This is a genomic window from Kitasatospora sp. NPDC101447 (assembly GCF_044767225.1).
In the GTDB taxonomy this organism is placed as follows: Bacteria; Actinomycetota; Actinomycetes; order Streptomycetales; family Streptomycetaceae; genus Kitasatospora.
Map to the genome: position 1 here is coordinate 30,620 of NZ_JBIWNL010000006.1, position 21,615 is coordinate 52,234.

The 21,615-nt window shown below is 74.7% G+C and carries 16 protein-coding genes; 11 read left to right on the forward strand and 5 right to left on the reverse strand.

Annotated elements, in window-relative coordinates; translation table 11 throughout:
- The first annotated feature begins 143 nt into the window (after positions 1–143).
- The 10 genes from ACIRST_RS11055 (at position 144) to ACIRST_RS11100 (ending at position 12,774) form a co-directional block, all read left to right on the forward strand.
- Positions 144–1,109 (forward strand): FecCD family ABC transporter permease, encoded by a 966-nt coding sequence (locus ACIRST_RS11055; protein WP_402802162.1) that lies wholly within the window; start codon positions 144–146, stop codon positions 1,107–1,109.
- On the forward strand, positions 1,106–2,140 hold the full coding sequence (locus ACIRST_RS11060) for a FecCD family ABC transporter permease (RefSeq protein WP_402801721.1): 1,035 nt from the start codon (positions 1,106–1,108) through the stop codon (positions 2,138–2,140). The genes ACIRST_RS11055 and ACIRST_RS11060 overlap by 4 nt, the downstream gene beginning before the upstream one ends.
- On the forward strand, positions 2,140–3,111 hold the full coding sequence (locus ACIRST_RS11065) for an ABC transporter ATP-binding protein (protein ID WP_402801723.1): 972 nt from the start codon (positions 2,140–2,142) through the stop codon (positions 3,109–3,111). Before ACIRST_RS11060 ends, ACIRST_RS11065 begins: the two co-directional genes overlap by 1 nt.
- Positions 3,112–3,157: 46 nt before the next feature.
- Positions 3,158–4,153, forward strand: a complete 996-nt coding sequence (locus tag ACIRST_RS11070; protein ID WP_402801725.1) for an ABC transporter substrate-binding protein — start codon at positions 3,158–3,160, stop codon at positions 4,151–4,153.
- A 190-nt stretch (positions 4,154–4,343) separates the two neighbouring features.
- The gene (locus ACIRST_RS11075) at positions 4,344–5,570 is read left to right on the forward strand and encodes an acetyl-CoA carboxylase biotin carboxylase subunit family protein (protein ID WP_402801727.1); all 1,227 of its coding nucleotides are present in this window, start codon (positions 4,344–4,346) and stop codon (positions 5,568–5,570) included.
- On the forward strand, positions 5,567–7,486 hold the full coding sequence (locus ACIRST_RS11080) for an IucA/IucC family protein (protein WP_402801730.1): 1,920 nt from the start codon (positions 5,567–5,569) through the stop codon (positions 7,484–7,486). Before ACIRST_RS11075 ends, ACIRST_RS11080 begins: the two co-directional genes overlap by 4 nt.
- Positions 7,483–8,706 carry an MFS transporter gene (locus ACIRST_RS11085; protein ID WP_402801732.1) on the forward strand — a complete coding sequence of 408 codons (1,224 nt, stop codon included), beginning with the start codon at positions 7,483–7,485 and terminating at the stop codon, positions 8,704–8,706. The genes ACIRST_RS11080 and ACIRST_RS11085 overlap by 4 nt, the downstream gene beginning before the upstream one ends.
- Positions 8,703–10,604: an IucA/IucC family protein gene (locus ACIRST_RS11090; protein ID WP_402801734.1), complete on the forward strand. Its 1,902-nt coding sequence runs from the start codon at positions 8,703–8,705 to the stop codon at positions 10,602–10,604. The genes ACIRST_RS11085 and ACIRST_RS11090 overlap by 4 nt, the downstream gene beginning before the upstream one ends.
- Positions 10,601–11,803, forward strand: a complete 1,203-nt coding sequence (locus ACIRST_RS11095) for a type III PLP-dependent enzyme (RefSeq protein WP_402801737.1) — start codon at positions 10,601–10,603, stop codon at positions 11,801–11,803. The genes ACIRST_RS11090 and ACIRST_RS11095 overlap by 4 nt, the downstream gene beginning before the upstream one ends.
- 173 nt (positions 11,804–11,976) lie before the next feature.
- Positions 11,977–12,774 carry an inositol monophosphatase family protein gene (locus ACIRST_RS11100; protein WP_350519265.1) on the forward strand — a complete coding sequence of 266 codons (798 nt, stop codon included), beginning with the start codon at positions 11,977–11,979 and terminating at the stop codon, positions 12,772–12,774.
- Positions 12,775–12,868: 94 nt separating this feature from the next.
- Here the strand turns inward: ACIRST_RS11100 and ACIRST_RS11105 are convergent, their stop codons facing one another.
- The 4 genes from ACIRST_RS11105 to ACIRST_RS11120 form a co-directional block, all read right to left on the reverse strand.
- Entirely contained in the window at positions 12,869–14,353 is a 1,485-nt protein-coding gene (locus tag ACIRST_RS11105; RefSeq protein ID WP_402802164.1) for a pyridoxal phosphate-dependent decarboxylase family protein, read from the reverse strand.
- Between the two features lie 26 nt (positions 14,354–14,379).
- Positions 14,380–15,864 (reverse strand): diaminobutyrate--2-oxoglutarate transaminase family protein, encoded by a 1,485-nt coding sequence (locus tag ACIRST_RS11110; protein ID WP_402801739.1) that lies wholly within the window; start codon positions 15,862–15,864, stop codon positions 14,380–14,382.
- A 268-nt stretch (positions 15,865–16,132) separates the two neighbouring features.
- The gene (locus ACIRST_RS11115) at positions 16,133–16,858 is read right to left on the reverse strand and encodes a response regulator (protein WP_350518992.1); all 726 of its coding nucleotides are present in this window, start codon (positions 16,856–16,858) and stop codon (positions 16,133–16,135) included.
- Positions 16,855–18,792: an ATP-binding protein gene (locus tag ACIRST_RS11120; RefSeq protein WP_402801742.1), complete on the reverse strand. Its 1,938-nt coding sequence runs from the start codon at positions 18,790–18,792 to the stop codon at positions 16,855–16,857. The genes ACIRST_RS11115 and ACIRST_RS11120 overlap by 4 nt, the downstream gene beginning before the upstream one ends.
- Before the next feature lie 153 nt (positions 18,793–18,945).
- Here ACIRST_RS11120 and ACIRST_RS11125 point away from each other — a divergent pair, with 153 nt between their 5' ends.
- The gene (locus tag ACIRST_RS11125) at positions 18,946–20,352 is read left to right on the forward strand and encodes a cation:dicarboxylate symporter family transporter (protein WP_402801744.1); all 1,407 of its coding nucleotides are present in this window, start codon (positions 18,946–18,948) and stop codon (positions 20,350–20,352) included.
- 133 nt (positions 20,353–20,485) lie between these two features.
- Here the strand turns inward: ACIRST_RS11125 and ACIRST_RS11130 are convergent, their stop codons facing one another.
- Entirely contained in the window at positions 20,486–21,463 is a 978-nt protein-coding gene (locus ACIRST_RS11130) for a hypothetical protein (protein ID WP_350518995.1), read from the reverse strand.
- Between the last annotated feature and the right edge of the window lie 152 nt (positions 21,464–21,615).

Sequence of the window (21,615 nt, forward strand, 5' to 3'; positions counted from 1 at the left end):
ACATCGGGCCAGTCGAGGGCGAATCACCCAAACCCTTGACGAACTTAGGTAAACCTAACCTAAGATATCGCTTCGTGCTGAGAACCGATCCGCCCGCCTCCACAGTCCCGCCGACGCCTCGCGCCTCGGCGGCCCGGCAGCTCCTGGTGCTGCTCGCCGGCGTGTGCGCGCTCGTGCTGTGTGCGGCCCTGAGCCTTGCGCTGGGCTCCCGATCCATCCCGCTGTCGACCGTCGTCGACGCCCTCACCGGCGCCGCCCACGGCGGTGACGCCGATGTGGTGACGGGCCTTCGGGTCCCGCGCACGCTCATCGGACTGGCCGTCGGGGCGGCGCTCGGTGTCGCCGGGGCGGTCGCCCAGGGCGTCACCCGCAACCCGCTGGCCTCGCCGGTCACCCTCGGCATCAACGCGGGCGCGAGCCTCGCCGTCGTCGCCGCGATCTACACGCTGGGCCTCTCCCGCCCGGTCGAGTACCTCTGGTTCGCCTTCGCCGGAGCGGCCGTCGCCGCCGTCGCCGCGTACGCGATGTCCCGGCGCGGCGGGGACCTCGACCCGGTCCGGCTCGCGCTCGGCGGCACCGTGCTCACGGTGGTGCTCACCTCCTGGACCTCGGCGCTGATGCTGGCCAGTCACCGCACGCTGGACGAGGCCCGGTTCTGGCTGGCCGGATCGATCGCCGGACGGCACCTGGACACCCTCACCCCCGTCCTGCCCTTCCTCGCACTCGGCCTGATCGGCTCCCTCGCCATCTCCCCCGCGCTCAACGCGCTGGCCCTCGGCGACGAGACCGCGCAGTCGCTGGGCGTGCCGGTGGCCCGGATCCGGGTGGCCGGCGGGCTCGCCGTCGTCCTGCTCGCGGGCAGTGCGGTGGCGGTCGCCGGACCGGTGGCGTTCATCGGACTGGCCGCCCCGCACCTGGTCCGCCCGCTGCTCGGCAACGACCACCGCCGGCTGCTGCCCGGCTGCCTGATCGCCGGTCCGCTGCTGCTGCTCACCGCCGACGTGCTCGGTCGGCTGGTGGTCCGCCCGTCCGAGATCGAGGTCGGCATCGTGACCGCGTTCCTCGGCGCGCCGCTGCTCGCGGTGCTGGCCCGGAAGGTGGCCCGGTGACCGCGCTCGCCCTCCCCGCCCGGGCCCTCGCCTGCCGCCGGACCCGTACCGCCGTCTGGTCGCTGGTCGCCGCCGCGCTGCTGGTGCTGCTGACCGGGATCGCGCTCGGCACCGGGCAGCTCGACATCCCCGTCTGGGACGCCCTGCGCGCGCTCGTCGGCCAGGGCGAGCCCGGCAACGTCCTGGTGGTGCAGCAGTTCCGCGCGCCCCGCGTCGTCTCCGCCCTGATCGCGGGCGCCGGGCTGGCGATGGCCGGCTCGATGCTGCAGCGGCTGTTCCGCAACCCGCTGGCCGCCCCCGACACCATCGGCATCACCGGCGGCGCCTCCTTCGGCGCCGTCCTGATGCTGGCCACCGGCGCCTCCCAGCAGCTGATCCCGCTGGCCGCGGTCGGCGGCGGGGTGCTCGCGGCGCTGCTGCTCGGCGGCTTCGCCTGGCGCTCGAAGATGGCCGTCACCCGCCTGGTGCTGGTCGGCCTGGCGGTGCAGCAGGGCCTCGCCGCCGCCGTGAACCTGATGATCGTACGGTTCCCGGCCGAGCTGGCCTCCTCGGCACTGCAGTGGACCACCGGCTCGCTCTACGGCCGCAACTGGACCGAGGTGTGGATCGGCGGCTCCGCCATCGGGCTGACCGCGGTCGGCGTCCTGCTCAGCCAGCGGCGGGTCGCCGTGCTCGACCTCGGCGACGACTCGGCCGGCGGCCTCGGCCTCACCCCGGCCCGCGACCGGCTCGGGCTGCTGCTGCTCACCATCACCCTCGCCTCGCTGGCCGCCGCCCTCACCGGACCGGTCGCCTTCGTCGCGCTCGCCGTCCCGCACCTGGTCCGCCTGCTCGCCGGACCGCCCACCCTCGGCACCCTCGGTCTCACCGCGCTCACCGGCGCCGTGCTGCTGCTCTCCGCCGACCTCCTGGTGCTCCACGTGATCCCCGTCCACGGCCTGCCGGTCGGTGCCGTCACCGCCACCCTCGGCGCGCCCTGGCTCCTGGTGCTGATGATCCGCCAGAGCCGGCTTCCCCAGAGGAGCAGCTGATGACCTCCGCCGAGACCGCGACCGCGGTTGCCACCGCGACCGCCATCACCCCTGCCGCAGCTGCCGGCCGGACCCCTCCGGCAGCCCCCGGCGCAACCGCGAACCGGCTCGCCGCCCGGGGCCTCGGGCTGCGCTACGGCGACCGGACCATCGTCGAGGGGCTCGACCTCGAACTGCCCGGCGACGCCGTCACCGCGATCGTCGGACCGAACGCCTGCGGCAAGTCGACGCTGCTGCGCGGGCTCGTCCGGCTGCTCGACCCGGCCGCCGGCACCGTCACCCTGGACGGCGCCGACATCCACCGGATGCCCGCCCGGGCGCTCGCCAAGCGGATGGGCCTGCTGCCGCAGCAGCCGGTCACCCCGGAGGCGGTCACCGTCGAGGCGCTGGTCCGGCTCGGACGGTACCCGCACCAGCGGATGCTCAGCCCGTGGTCCAAGGCCGACCAGGCCGCCGTCGAGGACGCGCTGGAACGCACCGGCACCGCCGAGCTCCGCGACCGGCAGGTCGACCGGCTCTCCGGCGGGCAACGCCAGCGGGTCTGGATCGCGCTCGCGCTCGCCCAGGAGACCGACCTGCTGCTGCTCGACGAGCCGACCACCTTCCTGGACCTGCGCCACCAGCTCGACGTGCTCGACCTGGTCGCCGACCTGCACGCCGAGGCCGGACGCACCGTCGTGATGGTGCTGCACGACCTCGGACAGGCCGCCCGGTACGCCGACCACCTGGTGGTGCTCAAGGACGGACGGCTCGCGGCGGCCGGTCCGCCGTCGGAGGTGCTGACCGCCGAGCTGGTGGAGGCCGTCTTCCAGGTGCCCTGCCGGGTCGTGCCCGATCCGGAGACCGGCACGCCGCTGGTCGTGCCGCGGGCGCGGGTGCGCGGCTCCGTTGCCGGTGCCGCTGCCGGTGCGGGTGCCAGTGCCGCTGCCGATGCCGATGCCGTCGGTTGTACGGCTGCCACCGCCGTCTGAACTTCCCACCCCCGTCCCCCCGTTCGACCCGATCCAAGGAACCCTGATGAACCGCCGCCTCCCCGTCGCCGTCCTCGCCGTCACCCTCTCGACCACCCTGCTCGCCGCCTGCGGCAGCAGCGGGAACGGTGCCAAGTCGGGCGGCGACTCCGCGTCCGCCGCCTCGGCCGGCACCGCCGCCGGCTTCCCGCGCAGCGTCAAGCACGCGGCGGGCACGGCCGAGCTCAAGAGCCAGCCGAAGCGCGTCGTCGTCCTCGACAGCGGCGAGCTGGACGACGTCACGCTGCTCGGCATCACGCCGGTCGGCGCGGTGTCCCCGCACATGAAGACCGAGGGCGGGTTCCCGAACTACCTCAAGGACAAGATCAAGGACACCAAGGACGTCGGCCCGATGAACGAGCCGAACCTGGAGCTGATCGCCTCCCTCAAGCCCGACCTGATCCTCTCCTCCAAGGTCCGGCACGCCAAGGTGTACTCCCAGCTGAACGCGATCGCCCCGACCGTCCTGGCCGAGACCACCGGGTTCCCGTGGAAGGAGAACCTGGCGCTGTACGCCCAGGCGCTCGGCAAGGAGGACGAGGCGAAGAAGGCGCTCGCCGACTACGAGGCGCGGGCGAAGAAGCTCGGCGAGGAGATCCGGACCAAGTTCAACGGAACCATGCCGACCGCGTCGGTGGTCCGCTTCGTGGCCGGCCCGACCCGCCTGTACGCCAAGTCCTCCTACAGCGGTGTGGTGCTCAAGGACGTCGGCCTGACCCGCCCGGCCGCGCAGGACGTGGACCAGAACATCATCGAGGTCAGCGCCGAGCAGATCAACCAGGCGGACGCCGACCTGGTGTTCGTCACCACCGCCGACGACCCGACCAAGACCAAGGAGAGCGAGGTCCAGCAGACCCCGGTCTGGCAGGGCCTGAACGCCGTCAAGAACAACAAGGTGTTCAACGTCCCGGACGAGACCTGGATGTCCGGCATCGGTGTCCAGGCCGCCGACGCGATGCTCGTCGACATCGCCAAGGCCGCGGGCGTGGACGCGCCCAAGTAGCCGTCCCGGTCGTCATCCCGTTCGCCGTCGCGGCCGTCGTCCGGCGAATGTCGGCCCGCGCCCCGGCCCCATGTCGGCGAACGGATGACAACCGACGACTGACAGCCGACAGCTGACAACTGACAGATTTCGAAAGTTGTCGGCTGTCAGCTGTCCGCCCACCTGCCTCCGCCATCCCCTGAGGACCCCCATGCGGCTCTACCTGCTCGCCCTGAACCCCACCGACTCGGTCACCACCGGCTTCCTGCCCGCCGCCGCCCGGCTCGGGCTCGACGTCACCGTCCTCACCGACTGCGCCGACCCCCACCGGCAGGCCTACGCCGCGCTCCCCTTCTCCGCACCGGAGATCCTGGAGTGCGACGTGCGCGACTTCCGCGCCGTGGTCAGCCTGATCTCCCGCCTCGCCCTGTCCTCCCCGGGCCACGCACCCGACGCGGTCTTCAGCAACAGCGACCACCTGCAGACCCAGACCGCCCTGGCCGCCGAGTACTTCGGCCTCCCCGCCAAGGACTGGAAGGCCGCGCTGCGCGCCAAGGACAAGGGCCAGCTGCGCCGCCACCTCGCACTGACCGGCCAGGACACCGTCTGGTCCGCCGAGTTGGCGCCCGGGCAGGACCCGGCCGAGCTGGACCCGCCGTTCCCCTGCGTGGTCAAGCCCCGGGAGGGCGTGGCCAGCGAGGACGTCACCCTGGTCACCGACACCGCGGAACTCCTCGCCCGCTGCAAGGAGATCCAGCACCGCAGGGCCGGCGCCACCCTGGTGGTCGAGGAGTTCCTGGACGGGCAGCTGTACACCCTGGAGACCCTCGGCGACGGCCACCGTCGCCACGTCCTCGGCGGTTTCCGCACCCGGATCTCCCCGCCGCCGGACTTCATCGAGGAGCTGCTCACCTTCGTCCCGGCCCACCCGCAGCCCGTGGTCGACCAGGTGCTCGCCCAACTCGACGCGCTCGGTGTCGGGTTCGGTGTCTGCCACACCGAGTTCGTGCTGCAGCCGGACGGCCGCGCCCGTCTCATCGAGGTCAACTACCGTGCCATCGGCGACCAGTGCGACCTGATGCTCGCCGAGATCCTCGACATACCGCTGTTCGAGCTCGTCCTCGGCGTCCACCTCGGCCACGAGCTGCCCGCCGACCTGACGGAGAGGTGCGCCGCCACCCTCCGCCGGGCCCGCAACGAGCTGGTCTGCGCCGACCGCGCCGGTGTCCTCACCGCCGCCCCCGGCCCGTACGACGAGGAGCGCGACGGCGTCCGGCTCGCCTACCGACCGCTGCGCCCGCTCGGCGAACGTCACGAGCTCTACCGCACCAACCGCGACTACCTGGGCGTCATCTGGGCCGTCGGCACCGACCAGGGTGCCGTGGACACCGCAGTCGCCCGCTTCCTCGCCGCCAACCGCTGGGAAATCACCCCATGACCCCCGGAGACCGGCCGACAGCCGAGACCCGCCCCGCAGCCACCACTGCCACCAACACGGCCGCCGCGGCCACCGCCACCGCCACCGCCACCGCCACCGCCACCGCCACCGCCACCGAGCAGCTCACCCTGCGGGTGCTGTCCGCCCTGCTGCGCGAGGACGTCCTCGGCCTGCGCAGCCGAGGCACCGTCGAGACCCGTCCGGACGGCCCCTGGCTGACCGTCCCCGAAGCACGGCTCGCCCTGCCGGTGGCCCCGGAGGGCTTCCAGTGCGAGTACGCCGCCCGGCTGCCGCTGCTGGAGCTCGACGGACGTCGGATCACCGGCCCGGACACCGTCGTGGCGGCGCTCGCCGAACTGGCCGAGGCCGAGGACCGGCCCGGCTGGGCGGCCTTCGCCGAGGAGTGCCGCCAGACCCTCGCCACCATGGAACTGCACGAGCGGGTCCGCGCCGAGGTACACGACCGGCTGACCGATCTGTACGGCCCCGACCCGGCCGACTGGACCGGCCCCGCCGCCGCCCTCGGCCACGACACCCTGGCCGCTCACATCGACCATCCGGTCTACCCGACGGCACGCGGCCGCTCCGGGCTCACCGAGCCCCAACTGCGCGCCCACGCACCCGAGTTCCACCCGGCCTTCGAACTGCGCTGGCTGGCCGTGCCGACCGACGCGCTGACCGTCCACGGCGAACGTCCCCTGCCCAGCTGGTGGCCCACGCCGGCCTGGCTCGGCCTCGCCGACCGGTGCCCCGGCGACGGCTGGGCCACCCTGCCGGTCCACCCGCTCACCGTCGGCGCGCCGCTGGACGAGGCGCTGGCGGCCACCGGCCTGACCGACCGCGCGGTGCTCGCCGACCGGCCGTACCTGACCGTCGTCCCGACCCTGTCCATGCGCACCGTCGCCGTCGCCGACGACCCCGGGTGCCACCTCAAGCTCCCGCTCGCCACCGCCACCCTGGGCCGGCTCAACCGCCGCACCATCAAGCCCGGGACACTGCTCGACGGCGCGGCCGGCCAGCGGCTGGTCGAGGCCGTGCTGGAGCGCGAGCCGCGGTTCGCCGGCCGGATCCTGCACGCCGACGAGCAGACCTGGGCGCACGCCGGTCACGAGCTGCTGGCCGTCCTGGTGCGCCGCTACCCGGCGGGGCTGGAGCGGGCCACCACCGTCCCGCTGGCCGCTCTGCTGGCCCCCGCGCCCGACGGCCGCCTGGTCATCGACCACCTCGCCGACCGCTACCACGATGGCTCCGTCCTGGCCTGCTACGACGCCCTGCTGGAGCTGCTGCTGGACTGGCAGACCACGCTGTTCGGCTACGGCATCGCCCTGGAGTCGCACCAGCAGAACACCTCGCTGGTGCTCGACGGGGACGGTCTGCGGCTGCTCTACAAGGACGACGACGGCCCGCGCGTGCACACCGCCCGGATGACCGCCGCCCTCGGCGAACTCGCCCCCTCCGTGGACGAGTTCGACGATGCGCGGATCTTCTGCGAGGACGACCGGGCCCTGGTCGACCTCTTCGCCACCATCACCGGCCACCTGTGCACCGGCTCCGTCGCCTTCGGTCTCGCCGACCACGGCCGGGCCGAACTCACGGACGTCCTCACGCTGTTGCGCAAGCGCACGGCGGAAGCCGTGGAGCGGCTGGGGCCGGTGGGCGAGCCGCTGCGGACGGCCCTGCTGGACGCCGAGCGCCTTCCGGTCAAGGCCATGGTCACCGCCGGGACACTGCTCAGCAAGCAGCGCTCGGGCGCCGCCGACATCAACAAGCACTACACCACCGGCCCGAACTACCTGCGCGACGCCGCACGCGGCCCCGCGCACAGTCCCGCACTCGGTCCAGCGCACAGCTCCGCACACAGCCCCGCACCCGAGCCAGGACACGGCACCGCGCACGGCGACGGGACCGCCCGATGACCGTGGAGGCGCTCCCGCAGCACTCGCAGCCCTCGGCCGCGCACCCCGAAGGGCTCGGTCGGCGCCAGGTGCACGCCGTCGCGGCCTGCTACTTCGTCGCCTCCTTCGCCGCGCTCGGCCTGCCGCCGTACCTCACTGCGATCCTGCCCGGTCTCGGCGACCCGCAGGCCCGCTGGGCGGGCGTCCTGTACATCGTGCCGACGGTGTTCAGCGGGCTCGGTGCGCCGCTGTGGGGCCGACTGGCCGACCGCTTCGGCCGCAAGCGGCTGCTGCTGCGCGCCCAACTCGGGCTGACCGTCTCCTTCCTGCTCGCCGGTGCCGCCGACAGCCTGCCCGCCTTCACCCTCGCACTGGTCCTCCAGGGCTTCCTCGGCGGCACCTTCGCGGCCACCAACGGCTACCTGGCAGCCGCACTCGACGGCAGTCGGCTCTCCCGTGCGCTCACCCTGATGCAGGGCAGCGCACGGGCGGCCCTGGTGGCCGCGCCGATCCTGGTCGGGGCGCTCTCCCCGTGGATCGACCCGCACCGCCAGTACCTGGTGATGGCCGTACTCCCGCTCACCGCAGCGGTGTTCCTCTCGCTGCTGCCCGAGCCGACGCTCCCCGAGGCCCCCGAAGCCGCCACGGGCCGGGCGTCCGCGAAGACCGTCTCGGCGCCGCTCCTGACGCTCTACGCCTTCGAGTTCGTCTTCGTCTTCGCGACGGTCATCTCCTTCCCCTACCTCATCGCCCTCGCCGAGCAGCGCCTGCCCGGCGTGGACGGCACCACCACCGGCGTGCTCTTCGCCCTGCCGCACCTGTGCTACCTGGTGTTCGCCTCCCGCACCCACCGGGCGTTCGACTCCCGTCCGCACACCGGCATCGCGCTCGGCTTCGGCTTCGTCGCGCTCGGCCTGGCCGGGCACACCGTCGCGTACTCGCTGCCCGTGTTCATCGCCGTCCGGCTGCTGCTCGGGGCCGGGCTCACCCTGGGCCTCGTCTGCCTCGCCGTGCTCGCCGCCGGCGCCGCCAAGGGTCGCCCGCCCGGCCGGATGTTCGGCACCCTCGAACTCGTCTCGAAGGGTGGCGCCGTCGCCGCCGGCGCCGTCGCCGCGCTGGCCAACGGGCGGTTCGGTGCCGCCGCCCCCGTGGTGGCCGGAACCGCCGCCGCCCTGCTGGCCGCCGTCGCGGCCACCGCCCTCACCCTCCCGTCCCTCCGCCAGCGCTGGAGTCGCCGATGACCGCCGAGCAGATGACCACCGCGCAGCCGACCAGCGCGCAGCCGACCACCGGGCAGACGACCATCGGACAGACGACCACGAGGCAGACGACGGACGCGCAGACCACTGCCGAACGGACCACTGCCGTACGGACGTCCGCCGGCCAGCCGGCCCGCGAGCCCAACCCGCGCGAGCCCGTGAACCACGAACTGCCCACCTCCGACGAGGTGGTGGCCCACACCCTGCTGAACTGCCTGCTGCGCGAGGTCTCCGGCCCCGAGCACCAGACCGCCGCCGACGGCGGCCGCCTGCTGCTGCGCCTGCCCCGCCGCGGCGCCCTGCTGCGGGTCGCCCTGCGCCGCACCTCGCTGCTCGGCGCGCACCGCTTCACCGGGCCCGTCGAGGTCCAACGGGACGGCGAATGGGCCGTGTTGGGCTGGCCGGAGCTGGCCGAGTACGTCCGGGACGAACTGGAGCTGCGCACCGGCACGGTCAACGAGGAGTTCCTCGCCCAGGTGGCGTCCAGCCACGACGGCGTCCGCCAGGGCCTGGAGCGCCGCCCGGCCGCCGGAGCCGACCGCTACCTGGAGTCCGAGCAGGCCCTGCTGTTCGGCCACCGCTTCCACCCGGCCCCCAAGTCCCGTTCCGCCGCCCGCGGCGACTGGCGCCGCTACGCCCCGGAGTCCCGCGCCGACTTCCGGCTGCGCCACCTCGCGGTCCGTGCCGAGCTGCTGGCCGAGGAGTCGCTGGACGGGAGCGCCACCGCCCTGCTCGACGGTCTCGGCGAGGTGCCGGACGGCTACCGGCTGCTGCCCACCCACCCCTGGCAGTACCAACTCATCGGCGACCAACCGATGTTGCGCAACGCCATGGCCACGGGAGACGTCCTCGACCTCGGCCCGCGCGGCGAGCGCTTCACCGCCACCGCCTCGGTGCGCACCCTGCACGGCGCCGGCGCCTTCCTGAAGTTCAGCCTCAACGTGCGCATCACCAACTGCCTGCGCAAGAACGCCGCTTACGAACTCACCGGCGCCGTCGCGCTCACCCGGCTGCTCGCACCGGCGCTCGCCGACCTCGCCCGGCGCTTCCCCGACACGGCGATGCTCCGCGAACCGGCCTTCCGCACCCTCGCCCTGCCCGGCGCCGACGGCCACCCCGACCGGGCGCTGTACGAGGGCTTCGGCCTGATCGTCCGCGAGGGCTTCGCCGGCGTGCTGCGCCCCGGCACCACCCCGCTGCTCGCGGCCGCCGTCGCCGACGAACACCCGACCAGCTCCGCGCACATCTCCCGCCTGCTGGAAGCCGGTTCGGGCGGCGGCGCGGACGGCGCGGCGGCGCTCGACTGGTGGCGCGCCTACCTGCGGCTGCTCGTCCCGCCGGTCCTGGCCGCCTACTTCGACCACGGCGTGGTGCTGGAGCCCCACCTGCAGAACGTGCTCGTCGGCGTGGACGCCACCGGGCACCCCGTCCAGGTGCTCTTCCGCGACCTGGAGGGCACCAAGCTCGTCCCCGAGCACAACGCCGACATCCTCGCCGCCCTCCCGCCCGAGGTGGCCGGCCCGATGACGTACGACGCCGAGCGCGGCTGGGACCGCGTGGTCTACTGCCTGCTGGTCAACCACGTCTCCGAGCTGCTCGCCGCCCTCGCGGACCGCCACCCGGAGCTGGAGTGCGCGTTGTGGCAGGCCGTCCGGGACACCCTGGAGGAGTACGCCGCCGCCCACGGCTGCCCGCCCCGGCTGCGCGCCCTGCTCGCCGGTGTCCCGCTGCCCGCCAAGGCCAACCTGCTGACCCGCTGGGAGCGCAAGGCCGACCGCGAGGCCGGCTACGTCCGGCTGCCCTCCCCGCTGGCCGGCTCCGTCCTCGCCGAGGCCGCCCGCATGCCCGTCCGCCTTCACGCCGGGAGCACCGCCCGATGACCGAGACCGTCCGCAGCCATGTCGCCGCCCTCGCGTCCGACGAACTGCCCGCCTACGTCTACGACCTGGCCGCGCTGCGCGAGCACGCCGCCGCCGTCCGGGCCGCGCTGCCCGAGCGGGTCGAGCTGTACTACGCCGCCAAGGCCAACCCGGAGACGCCGCTGCTCACCGCGCTGCGCGACGCGGTCGACGGCTACGAGGTCTCCAGCGGCGGCGAGTTGGCGCACGTTCGGGCCGCCGTGCCGGACGCGCCGCTGGCCTTCGGCGGGCCGGGCAAGACCCCGGCCGAGATCGCCGCCGCGGTGACGGCCGGGGTGCACCGCTGGCACGTGGAGAGCGAGCAGGAGCTGCACCGGCTCGCCGCCGTGCTCGCGGAGCAGCCGGGGGCGGTCGTGGACGTGCTGCTGCGGGTCAACCTGGCGGTCACCACGGACGCGCTCGACGCGGTGCCGCTCGCGATGGGCGGACGGCCCACGCCGTTCGGCTTGGACCCGGAGCAGGCCGAGGAGTGCGTCCGCCTGCTCACCGGCGACGGCCCGCTGGGGCGGCAGCTGCGCCTGCGCGGCGTGCACGCCCACCTGGCGAGCGGCCTCGACGCGGCGGAGCAGCTGTCGGTCGCTGCGCAGATCGTCGCCTGGTCGGCCGCGCTCGCCGAACGGCACGGCTTCCCGCTCGACGAGGTCAACATCGGCGGCGGGATGGCCGTGGACTACGAGGACCCGGCCGCGCGATTCGACTGGAAGGCCTTCGGCGAGGGGCTGGCCGGACTGCTCGACGCCCACCCCGCGCTCACCCTGCGGATCGAACCGGGCCGGGCGCTGACCGCCCACTGCGGCTGGTACGCGACCGAGGTGCTGGACGTGAAGCGGAGCCACGGCGAGGACTTCGCGGTGGTCCGTGGCGGCACCCACCACCTGCGCACCCCGGTGACCCGGGGGCACTCCCAGCCCTTCGCGGTGCTCCCGGTGGACCTGTGGCCGCACCCGTGGCCGCGCCCCGCCGTGACCACCGGCCGCGCCACCCTGGCCGGGCAGCTCTGCACCCCGAAGGACGTCCTCGCCCGCGCGGCCGACGGCGCGGCGGGGCTGCGGGCGGCGGACCGCGTGCTGTTCGCCATGGCGGGCGCGTACGCCTGGAACATCTCGCACCACGAGTTCCTGATGCACCCTCGCCCGGGCTTCCACTACCTGGGCGGGTGACCAAGGACAACGAACAGATGACAGATGACAGCTGACAGATTTCGAAATCTGTCAGCTGTCATCTGTCGGTTGTCATCTGTCGGCCGTCAGCCGCTCCGCGCCCCCGTCCGCCGCCGCCCTCTTCCCGCTCTCGTGGGAGAGTGGTACTCAGCGAAGGGAGCGCGAACGTGCTGATGGACAAGGTGGCGGAGATACTCGCCGAGGCATCGGCCGAGGCGGTGGAGCCGCGCTTCCGGGCGCTGGCCGCCGGCGAGGTGATGGAGAAGGCGCCCGGCGAGGTCGTGACGATCGCCGACCGCGAGGCCGAGGCCATCATCGCCCGCCGCCTGCACGAGCTGCTGCCGGTCCCCGTGGTCGGCGAGGAGGCCGTCGCCGCCGACCCCTCACTCGCCCGGGCACTCCACGACGAACCCGCCGCCTGGCTGGTCGACCCGGTCGACGGCACCGCCAACTTCGTCGCCGGCCGCCCCGAGTACGCCGTGATGTGCTCCCTCGTCCGCAGCGGCCGCACCGTGGCCTCCTGGATCTGGCAGCCCGCCACCGCCACCGCCTACCGCGCCGAACTGGGCGCCGGCGCCTGGCGCGACGGCGAGCGCCTCACCCGCCCGCCGGCACCGCGGGACGCCGCCGAGCTGCGCGGTTCGGTGAAGAGCCGCTTCCTGGACCCCGAGCACCGCCGCCACCTGATGGCCAACGCCACGGCCTTCGGCGAGGTCTCCCCCGGCCGGCACGCCGCCGGAATCGAGTACCCCGACGTGATCGAGGGCCGCTTCGACTTCCTCCTCTACTGGCGCACCCTCCCCTGGGACCACGCCCCCGGCTCGCTCCTCGTCACCGAGGCCGGCGGCGTCTCCGCCCGCCTGGACGGCACCCCGTACCGCCCCGAGGCCCCCGGCTGCGAGGACGGCCTCCTGGTCGCAGCCGACCCCCACACCTGGGAGCTCGCCCACAAGGTCCTCCTGGGCCTCTGACCCGCCCGGCGCGCCCGACCACCGCCGTACGGGCCCGCGCGACGCCCGCACGCGCCCGCGCGGCGCTTCCGTACGGCGCCCCGGGGGCGCCGCGCTAGCCCGCCCGCTCCCCCGCCACCTTGCGGCCCGCCCCCACCACCTCGCGCAGCAGCGTTCCGACCTCCCCCACCGTCGTGTGCGGGTTCAGCAGCGTCAGCTTCAGCCGCACCCGCCCCGGCCCGTCCCCCGGCAACTCGGTACGCCCGACCACCGCCCGGCCGCTGCGCAGCAGCAGCCGCCGCAGCCGACCGTTCATCTCGTCCAGCGCCGCCCCGTCCGTCACGCCCGGCGGACGGTAGCGGAAGAGGACGGTGGTGAGCACGGGGTCGGCGTGCAGTTCCAGGGAGGGGTCGGCACGGACGGCGTCGGCGGCGGCGCGGGCGAGGTCGTGACAGGCGTCGACGAGGCGGCCGAGGCCGTCGCGACCGAGGGTGCGCAGGGTGACGGCGAGTTTGAAGGCGTCGGCCCGGCGGGTGGTGCGCAGGGAGCGGCCGAGCAGGCTCGGGTAGCCGGCCTGCTCGTCGTCGACCGGGTTGAGGTACTCGGCGCGGCGGGCGAGCGAGACGTACGTCTCGGCGCGACGCACCAGGAACACCCCGGCGGCGGCCGGCTGCCAGCCGAGCTTGTGCCAGTCGAGGGAGACCGAGTCGGCGCGGGCGATGCCGTCGAGCAGCGGGGCCAGCCGGTCGGAGAGCAGCGCCCCGCCGCCGTACGCGGCGTCGACGTGCAGCCAGGCACCGTAGCGGCGGGCGAGGTCGGCAGCGGCGGCCAGCGGGTCGACGGCTCCGGTGTCGGTGGTTCCGGCGGTGGCGACGACGGCGATCGGGGTCCGCCCGGCCCAGCTGGCCTCCGCCAGGGACCGCTCCAACTCCTCCTCCCGCATCCGGAGTTGCCGGTCGACGGGCACGGTGAGGACGGCCCGCTCGCCGAGCCCGAGGAGTGCGGCGGCGCGCTGGACGGAGAAGTGCGCGGCCTCGGAGGCGAGGATGCACGGCCGGACGCCCTCCGGGATCCCGTCCAGCTCCACGATGCCGTCGAGCTTCTGGTCGCGCGCCAGCATGAGCCCCATCAGGTTGGACTCGGTGCCGCCGGAGGTGAGGACCCCGGCGGAGCGCTGCGGGTCGTAGCCGACCAGCCCGGCGAGTTCGGCGAGCAGCGCGGTCTCCAGTGCCGTGGCGGCGGGGGCCTGGTCCCAGGAGTCCTGCGACGGGTTGAGGGCGCTCACCGCGAGGTCGGCCGCGGCGGCGACGGCGAGCGGCGGGCAGTGCAGGTGGGCGGCGCAGGCCGGGTCGGCGGGGTCGGCGGCTCCGTAGGCGAGGAGTTCGGTGAGCCGGGCGAGCGCGCCGCGGCCGCCGGTGGCGGCCAGGGCGTCGGCGACCAGTGCGGCGATCTCGGCGGGACTGCCGGCCGGCAGCGGTCCGGAGCGCATGGCGATGCCCGTGTCGAGCGCGTCGAGGACGGTGGCCAGCAGTGGCCCGAGCGCCCCGGGCCCGGCTGCGCCGCCGGCCAGGGCGTCCGACGCGACCTCGCCCCCCGGCATGCCGATCGGACCGGGCCCGGGGCCGCTCACCGCTCCGCCCGCCACGCACCGCCCGCAGCCGGCCCCGCAGCCGACGCTGACGGCGGGGCAGCGGACCCGGACACGGACCCGGGCTCGGCCCCGGCCCCGCGCTCGGACCCGGACACGAACGCGATCGCGTCGGCGAGCCGCTCCAGCACGGCCGCCACCTGCTCGTCCGTGACGGTGAGCGGCGGGAGCAGCCGCAGCACCGCGTCGTGGCGCCCGCCGAGTTCGACGATCAGACCGCGCGCCAGGCACGCCTCCCGCACCCGTACGGCGAGCGCCGGATCGGCCGGCCGGGCCCCGCAGGCGTCGGGCTCGGCCGTCGGGTCGACCAGTTCGACGCCGAGCATCAGCCCCCGGCCGCGCACGTCGCCGATCACCGGCAGCTCGCCCGCGAGGTCGCGCAGCCGGGCCGCCATCCGGTCGCCGACGACGGCCGCCCGCTCGGCCAGCCCGTGCGCCGCGACGTAGCGGAGGGTCGCCGCCCCGGCGGCCATGGCGAGCGTGTTGCCACGGAAGGTGCCGGTGTGGGCGCCGGGACGCCAGCCGTCGTAGTCCTCGCGGTAGACGACGACGGCGAGCGGCAGGCTGCCACCGATGGCCTTGGAGAGCACCATCGCGTCCGGGACGATGCCGCTGTGCTCGATCGCCCACATCGCGCCGGTGCGGCCGACCCCGGTCTGCACCTCGTCCACGATCAGCGGGATGCCGCGTTCGGCGGTGATCCGGCGCATCGCGCGCAGCCAGCCGTCGGGCGCGGGCACGACGCCGCCCTCGCCCTGGACGGCCTCCAGGACCATCGCGGCGGGGGGCACCACGCCGCCCGACGGGTCGTCCAGCAATCGCTCGACGTAGGTGGCGGCGAGATCGACACCCGCGTCGCCGCCGACCCCGAACGGGCAGCGGTAGCCGTACGGGTAGGGCAGCCGGACGACCTCGCCGCCGCTCGGCAGCGGCTCCTTGACGGCGACGTTGCCGGTGAGCGCGAGGGCGCCGGCGGTCATGCCGTGGTACCCGCCGGTGAAGGCGAGCGCGCCGGTGCGGCCGGTCGCGGTCTGCATCAGTTTGAGCGCGGCCTCGATGGCGTCCGTGCCGGCCGGACCGCAGAAGTGCACCCGGGCGCGGCTCGCGAACCCGGCCGGGAGGCTGTCGAACAGCGCGCTGGTGAAGTCGTCCTTCTCCGCGGTGGCGAGGTCGAGCAGGTGCAGCGGGGCGCCGCTGTCGAGGGTGCGGCGGATGGCCTCCAGCACCACCGGGTGGTTGTGGCCGAGGGCGAGCGTGCCGGCGCCGGAGAGGCAGTCCAGGTAGCGCCGCCCGTCGGCGCCCTCGACGGTCATGCCGTTGGCACGGACCGGGACGATCGGGAAGGAGCGGGCGTACGTTCTGGCGGCGGACTCGCGGACGCGCTGGCGACGCAGGATGGCCTCACCGGCGGCCGGGGCCGGGGTTCCGGAGGCGGCCTGGGCAGGTACGGCAGCGAGCGACACGACAGACCCCCAGGAGAAGTTAGGTAAGCCTAACTTTATCGCTCCCGACCTGGCGGAATGCCCGCAGGGCACCGAGAACCACCCGAGCGGGTGAACTTCCGCCCGATACCGCTCCACATCCTCCGCGGAGCCCCCGGTCCCTCCAACGAGCGTCGTGCCGAAAGGTCACGCGCCCCGTTCCGGGAATCGCCGTCGCCCGTCGCCCGTCTCCCGTCGCGCGTCTCCCGTCTCCCGTCTCCCGCCACCGCCACCGCCACCGCCACCGCCGTCACGGCTTCGCCTTCCAGCGGTAGCACAGCTCCGGCCGCCCGACGTTGCCGTACTGCGGCTCCCGCACCGCCCGCCCGGTGTCCACCAGGTGCTCCAGGTAGCGCCGCGCGGTGATCCGCGAGACCCCGGCGGCGGTTCCGGCGGCCGCCGCCGACAGCCCGGTCGCGGCCTCCCTGAGCACCGAGGCGACGGTGTCCAGGGTGGGCGCGCTCAGCCCCTTCGGCAGGGCGCTGCGCTCGGGGGTCCGGAGCAGGGCGAGCGCCTGGTCGACCTCGTCCTGCCCGGTGGCCTCGCCGGTCCGCCCGAGGCTGTCCCGGTACCGGGCGTAGCGCTCCAGCCGGTCGTGCAGGGCGGCGGCGCTGAACGGTTTCAGCAGGTACTGCACGACCCCGGCCGAGACCGCCTGCCGGACCATCGCGAGGTCGCGCGCCGAGGTCACCGCGATGACGTCGGTGGTGTGGCCGGCGGCGCGCAGCGTGCGGCACAGCTGCAGCCCGTGGCCGTCCGGCAGATAGAGGTCGAGGAGGGTGAGGTCGACGGGGGTCCCGGCGGCGCGGGCCCGGTCCAGGAAGCGCAGCGCGTCGGCGCAGCTGTGGACGGTGCCGACGGCGCGGAAGCCGGGTTCGCGCTCGACGTACAGGGTGTGCGCGGCGGCCGCCACCGGGTCGTCCTCGACGACCAGCACGGAGATCCCCGCGGGATCCGCTCCACGGTACCGGGTCATGCCAGGGCCTCCTCGGGCTCGCGGCCTCCCGGCTCCCGCCGCTCTCCGCGTTCCACCGGCTCCCGCGGTTCCACGCGTTCCCCCGGCTCCCGCCGGTCCTGCGGCCGACCTGCCAGCGGCAGCCGGACCGTCAGCACCGCACCGCGCTCGCGCCCGACCTCGACGGTGCCGCCGTTGCGCCGGGCGGCCTGGGCCACCAGCGCCAGGCCGAGGCCGTGCCCGCGGCCGTCCTGCTTGGTGCTCCACCCGCGCCGGAACACGTCCTCGACGGCCGAGGGGTCGATGCCCGCGCCGGTGTCGGCGACCCGCAGCAGCAGGCAGTCGCCCTCCCCGCTCACGCCGGAACCCGTACCCATGCCGGAGCCTGCGCCCGCTCCCACGCCGGAGCCCGCGCCCGCACGGGAAGCCGCAGAAACCGCACCGGCGCCGGCGCCCGGGGCTCCGCCGCGCTCGATCCGCGCCGTGACGGTCACCTCCGGCGGGGCGATGCTCTGCGCGGCCCCGGCGATGGCGGCGTCCACGGCGTTGTCGACCAGGTTGCCGAGCACGGTGATCAGGTCCCGGGCGGAGAGCCCGGGCGGGAGCACCCCGTCGTCGATCCTGCTGTCCTCGGTGAGGGTCAACTCCACGCCCCGCTCGGCGGCTTGGGCGGCCTTGCCGAGCAGCAGCGCGGCCAGTACCGGCTCGCTCACCGCCGCGACCACCCGGTCGGTGAGCTGCTGGGCCAGTTCGAGTTCGGCGGTGGCGAACTCCACCGCCTGTTCGTGGCGGCCGAGTTCGATCAGCGAGACGACCGCGTGCAGCCGGTTGGCAGCCTCGTGCGCCTGGGCGCCGAGCGCCTCGGTGAAGCCACGCACGGAGTCCAACTCGCCACTGAGCGACTGAAGTTCGGTGTGATCCCGGAGGGTGACCACCCGGCCGAGGCCGGTGCCGATGATGGAGGTGTTGAGCACCACGACCCGTTCGGCGGTCAGGTGCACCTCGTCCCGGGCCGGCTCCTCGCCCAGGACGGCCGCCACCAGCGCCTCCGGCAGGTCCAGCTCCGCCATCGGCCGTCCGTCCAAGTCACCGGTCAGGCCCAGCAGTTCGCGGGCGGCGTCGTTGCACAGCACGACCCGGTGCGAGCGGTCGAGCAGGACCAGCCCCTCGCGCACCGAGTGCAGCGTGGCCTGGTGGTACTCGTACAGGTGGCTGAGCTCGTCCGGCCCCATGCCGTGAGTGTGCCGCCGCAGCCTGGAGTTGGCGAGGTAGGTGCCGGCGCCGCCGAGCGCGAGCGCGGCCACCGCGACCCCGACCAGGGCCATCAGCGGACCGCTGAGCTGCGCGGAGATCGACTCGACGGTGCGGCCCGCGCTGACCAGTGCGACCACCCGGTGCCGGTCGTCCCACACCGGTGTGACCACCCGGACCGACGGTCCGAGCGTGCCGGTGTACGTCTCGCTGCGGGTCTGCCCGGCGAGCGCCCAGTCGATGTGCCCGAGGTAGCGCTTGCCGATCTGCTCGGGCAGCGGGTGGGTCCAGCGCACGCCGTCGGTGTCCATGACGGTGATGAAGGAGACCCCGGTGTCCGTCCGCACCTGCTCGACGTACGGCTGGAGCACCGCGGTCGGGTCCGGGCCGGTGACGGCGGACCGGACGGACGGCGAGTCGGCGACGGCGTGGGCGACCGCGGTCACCTCGCGGCGGGCCGCGTCCTCGTTCCGGTCGGCGGTGAAGAGGTACGCGAGCACCGCGCCGCCCGCGACCACGGCGGCGACGATCACCACCTGGACGACGAACAGCTGCCCGGCCAGACTGCGGACCAGCCACCGGGGCAGGCGGCGGGGCAGCCGCCGAGGCAGTCGGCGGGCGGGGCCGGACGGCCGGAGCGGACCGAGCACGGGGAACCGGGGGAGCCGACGGCGCGAGGTCGTGGGGGCGGTGCGCTCGGACATGCCAGCCAGTGTGCACCACGGGCGGCGCGGGCGACCCGGGTGCGTCGACCGTGAACTCTATGAACGCAAACGTGACCCCCGTCACGCTCCGGCCCATAGTCGGAGCGGCCCACCACCCGGGGCCGCCAGGACTGCAGGGCGAAGGAGCCGCAGATGTCGATCGCTGGAGCCGCAACGGCGGGGGGACCCAGACGCAAGGACCGGACCCACTACCTCTACCTCGCCGTGATCGCCGCGGTGATCGCGGGCGTGGTGGTCGGGCTGGCCGCCCCCGGCTTCGCCGTGGAGCTCAAGCCGGTCGGCACCGGCTTCGTCAACCTGATCAAGATGATGATCAGCCCGGTGATCTTCTGCACCATCGTGCTGGGCATCGGCTCGGTGACCAAGGCGGCGAAGGTCGGCAAGGTCGGCGGCCTGGCGCTCGGCTACTTCCTCGCCATGTCGACCGTCGCGCTGGCCATCGGCCTGGTCGTCGGCAACCTGCTGGAGCCCGGCGGCGGCCTGCACCTGACCGCCGCGCTCGCCAAGTCCGGCCACGCCCAGGCGGCGGCCGGCGGCGCCCAGTCGACCACCGACTTCCTGCTCGGGATGATCCCCGACACCATGTTCTCCGCCCTCACCCAGGGCAAGGTGCTGCAGACCCTGCTGGTCGCCCTGCTCGCCGGCTTCGCCCTGCAGGCGATGGGACCGGCCGGCGCCCCGGTGCTGCGCGGGATCGAGCACGTGCAGCGGCTGGTCTTCCGGGTCATGGCGATGATCATGTGGGTCGCGCCGATCGGCGCCTTCGGGGCGATGGCGGCCGTGGTGGGGGCCACCGGCACGGCCGCGCTGAAGAGCCTCGCCGTCATCATGATCGGCTTCTACCTGACCTGCGCGCTGTTCGTCGTGGTGGTGCTGGGCACGCTGCTGCGCCTGGTCGCCGGGGTCAACGTGTTCGCGCTGCTGAAGTACCTCGGCCGCGAGTTCCTGCTCATCCTCTCCACCTCCTCCTCCGAGAGCGCCCTGCCCCGCCTGATCGCCAAGATGGAGCACCTCGGCGTCAGCCGCCCCGTCGTCGGCATCACCGTGCCGACCGGCTACAGCTTCAACCTCGACGGCACCGCGATCTACCTGACCATGGCCTCGATCTTCATCTCCGAGGCGATGGACAAGCCGATGTCGATCGGCGAGCAGCTCTCGCTGCTGGTGTTCATGGTGATCGCGAGCAAGGGCGCGGCCGGCGTCACCGGTGCGGGCCTGGCCACCCTCGCGGGCGGCCTGCAGTCGCACAAGCCCGCGCTGGTGGACGGGGTCGGCCTGATCGTCGGCATCGACCGCTTCATGTCCGAGGCCCGGGCACTCACCAACTTCGCGGGCAACGCCGTCGCGACCGTCCTCATCGGCCACTGGACCGGCGAGCTCGACGCCGAGCGCGCCCGCCGGGTACTGGCCGGCGAGGTGCCGTTCGACGAACTGACCCTGGTCGACGGCCACGGCGCCGGGAGCCCGGCGACCGAGGGCGAACCCGCGAACGCCCCAGAGACCGTCCCCGCCCGGGGAGCCGAACCCGCCGCCGTCTGACAGCGGCAGCCCCACTCCCCCGGTCCGGCGCCACCCACCAACCCCCGGAAACGGCGCCGGGCCGGGGGCCTTCCGCTCCGTGCGGCTCGGCCCCGATGCGGCCGGAACGCGGCTCCCACGGGCCCGACCGCCCTCACAGCTCCTGCGAGCCGCCGATCCCCCAGGCCACCCCGCTCGCCGGATCCTCCAGCGCGACGTGCAGGTGGTGCAGCCCGGCCGACGGCTCCTGCCAGGTGAAGCAGCGCATCCGGGCCACCAGCGCGTTCACCTCACCCGACTCCGGCCCGTCCGCCCCGGCCATCGCGGCCAGTGCCCGCCACAGCCCCAGCCGACCGTGCGCACAGCCCTGCGTCCGGCCGACGGCCGCGGCCCGCACCAGCGCCGGGTAGACCAGCGCGAACGGCAGGTACCCGCCGACCACCCGTCGCCCCCGGGCCAGCTGGGCCGCCGCCAGCGGGGCCTGGCCGCGGACACAGACCGCCTCCGCCCACGGCGCCAGTGCGCCCAGCTCGGCGAGTGCCCGGGTGACCCGCCGACCGGTGGGCCGGCCGTCCGCCCGCGTCCCCGGCGCCGGGAGCTCCACCGCACCGAGGCCCTCCCGACTGGGCGGCAGGGTCAGCAGCGCGCTCCGCGCACCTCCGCCGGGCAGGTACTCCCGCACCCGCGCCGACTCCTCCCACCCCGAGGCCTCCCAGGGCTCCAGCCGCATCGGCACGCCCTCCGGATCGGGCTCGGCCCCGTACGAGAGGTCCTCGCCGAGCAGCACCCGGGTGTGCGCGACCAGCCGGCGCACCGGGGGCGGGCCGAGGAGCGGGGCCAGCCGCAGCCAGGAGTGCCGGGTCGCCAGCACCTCCCAGAGCGGACCGGCGTCGTGGTCGGCCACCCCGGCGACCGTCCCCGCGCCGCCGTCCCGGTCGAACAGCCGGACGGCCAGCTCGGGCGGCGCCGCGTAGGCGATCAGGTGGCCGAGCGGCGCCGTCAGGGCCGCCGCGGTCTCCTCCCCGGCTTCGACCACGGCGGCCGCCCGGCCCTGCCGGTAGGCGGCGAGCAGCTCGTGCCAGCGGCCGTCCTCGGCCAGGGCGCGCAGGCGGTGGTCCTCGTACGTGATCACGATTTTCAGCGTACGGGCCGGGGCGGCGCATCAGCTGACTTGCCGTCAGTTCGGTGCGTCGGGCCACCGCACGGCGGGCGGGAGCGGCGGACAGGAAGGCGGCGGACGGCGATGGCGGGCAAGAGCGGCGAGTGGCGGTGGCGGGCGACTGT